This window comes from Microvirga sp. GN3 (assembly GCF_055792825.1).
On the sequence record NZ_JBVVAK010000356.1, the window covers coordinates 1 to 1,877 of the forward strand.

Annotated in this window: 2 protein-coding genes; one reads left to right on the plus strand and one right to left on the minus strand. The window is 58.2% G+C overall.

The window, feature by feature from the left end:
• Positions 1-1,036 (minus strand): cache domain-containing protein (locus ACS5Q1_RS47750; protein ID WP_473104760.1); only part of this gene is annotated, 1,036 nt, incomplete at its 3' end.
• A 462-nt stretch (positions 1,037-1,498) separates the two neighbouring features.
• Between ACS5Q1_RS47750 and ACS5Q1_RS47755 the strand changes: the two genes are divergently transcribed.
• Entirely contained in the window at positions 1,499-1,759 is a 261-nt protein-coding gene (locus tag ACS5Q1_RS47755; protein WP_473104761.1) for a PilZ domain-containing protein, read from the plus strand.
• Positions 1,760-1,877: the final 118 nt, after the last annotated feature.

Consider the following 1,877-nt stretch of genomic DNA (forward strand, 5'->3'; position numbering starts at 1 on the left):
CCGAGGTCTGCTGCGCCGCCGAGGACACGGTGACCGATTGCTGCGTCGTCTGGCCGGCCACCGCCGTCATCGACTGCGCCGTGGCCTCCATCTCGGTTGCCGCCGAGGACAGGCTCCGGGTCAGGGCCGAGACATTCATCTCGAACCGCTTGGTCAATTGGTCGAGCGCCTCGGCGCGGCGTGTTTTGGCGTCTGCCTCGCGCGCAGCCGCTTCGTCGGCCTGCTTCTTGGCCATGAGCGCATCCTTGAACACCTGAATACGCCGCGCCATGACGCCGATCTCGTCCGATCGAGAGGTCCCGTCGATCGTGACCCCAAGGTCGCCCTCCGCAAGCAAGCGCATGTTCTCAACGAGACGGCCGATGGGACGGGAAATGCTGCGTCCAAGGCCGAAGGCGATGCCCAGCAGGATCAGGGCGGAGACACCGACGAAGGCGAGGAACACGTTCCGGTAGGTGGCGCTGATGATGGCAAGGTCATCGACATACATGCCTGCTGCCACGACCCATTCCCACTGAGGGAAGGAGACCGCGTACACCGTCTTCGGCGAGGGTACGGTCTCGTTCAATTTCGGCCAGAGGAAGTTCACAAAGCCGCCACCTCTCTTGCCGGCCTCGACCTGCTCGCGGGTGACGTAGGTTCCGTTGGCGTCCTTCATGTCGGAGAGGTTTTTGCCTTCCGTCGCCTTGTTGGGATGCATGACAACGAAGCTGGTGTAGTCGAGCACCACGAAATAGTCGTTCCCGTTGTAACGCATCGCGCGCAGGGCATCGGCCGCCCGCTTCTTCGCCTCATCGACGGAAAATTCGCCCTTCTTCGCCCGCTCCTCGTAACCTGCGATGAGGGTGGTGGCAGTCTGGGTGAGGCTCCTGAGCTCCGATTGCTTCCGCTCGAGCAGGATGCTGGAAATGGTGAGCGACCCGTAGATGGACAGCGCGATCAGGGCAACGATTCCCGCCGCGATGCCTGCGTAGAAGCGCCCCGAAATACCGGAGAGTCCGGCCTTCAGTCTTGTGAATGGATTTTGAGAGTTCATGATATCCCTGCAAGGTCTGCCTACATCGCCGCGGGAGGCAAGCGCTCCTTTGACGCGAAAAATACAAGCGGCGAGGGAATACCGTTCGAAGCTTGCATGAGGCTGAAAGTAGAGCGCTCAGTGTCACACTATTTTCTTGAGCGCATGCCTTTGGAACGAATGGCTCCATGGCAACGGAGCCGATTCCACCTATCCGAAATGCTTTATTCTTCCGGGGTGTCCCATACCTCTCATGACCATTGACCAGGCCCTTCCCTGCTTCAACGATAAAGCCATAATCCCAACTCCGATCCAGGTTTGCCCCTACGGATCGAAACTCGGCGCAACCCTTGGGAGGCGCCATTTTTTTGGATCCCAATGAGTTCGACTTGCCTGATTTGACGGCATCTGATCGCCAAGAACATTTTCACGACAGCTTCCCTCTATATTGAGAGTTCCTTCCTCAAAGGCGGGATCGCAAGCATGAGTCACTGGATACCTGAGCGCCGATCGAGTCAGCGCCATCTCACGCATCTGGAAGGATGGATTGCGAGTGAGACCGCTCAGGAACGGATTGAATGCATGATCTGGGACTTGTCGGAAGCCGGCGTGCGCCTCGTCGTCCCCCCGCCGGCCGATATTCCTTTGGAATTTGAGCTTCAGATCCCCGCTGAAGATGCGAAAGCGAAAGTTCGATTGGTTTGGACCACCGGCATCCATTATGGAGCAAGGTTCATGGACTAAAGTGTTTAATCCCGGACTTTGATGGTGCAATCTTTTCGCATGAGTGGAAGGAAGCACTATGGGGCAGGTTCTACACGGCAGCGCCACGACGACAGAGGCAATCCGTCGAGCAATACAG